Raw genomic sequence first — 327 nt, forward strand, 5'->3', positions numbered from 1 at the left:
GGGAAGGCGCTCCAGCGCCTGAGCGTGCCGTGACCTTGAGAATTTCATTCTGGTCTGGAAATCGCCGGGTTTATAAGAACACATCTCTTATAATGAATGCGTGTCTCGTCAGGTGCGCACTTCCCCCGGTGCGGTGTACGACTTGGGCTACCACGTGGTGTGGTGCCCCAAGTACCGTCGTCGTGTCCTGGGCGGCCGGGTGAAGACCCGGCTGGAGGAGCTGATCCGCGCCAAGGCCGCCGAGCACGACTGGGAGATCGTCGCCCTTGAGGTGATGCCCGACCACGTGCATCTGCTCGTGAAGCCGCACCCGAAGAACTCGCCGTC

At 61.8% G+C, this 327-nt stretch carries 1 protein-coding gene; it reads left to right on the forward strand.

The genetic code is table 11. From position 1 onward, the window contains the following. Positions 1-112: 112 nt before the first annotated feature. On the forward strand, positions 113-327 hold a 215-nt coding region (gene tnpA, locus V5E28_RS49280), incomplete at its 3' end, for an IS200/IS605 family transposase (RefSeq protein ID WP_442946028.1).

It is taken from the genome of Nonomuraea sp. LPB2021202275-12-8 (assembly GCF_037044575.1).
In the GTDB taxonomy this organism is placed as follows: domain Bacteria; phylum Actinomycetota; class Actinomycetes; order Streptosporangiales; family Streptosporangiaceae; genus Nonomuraea.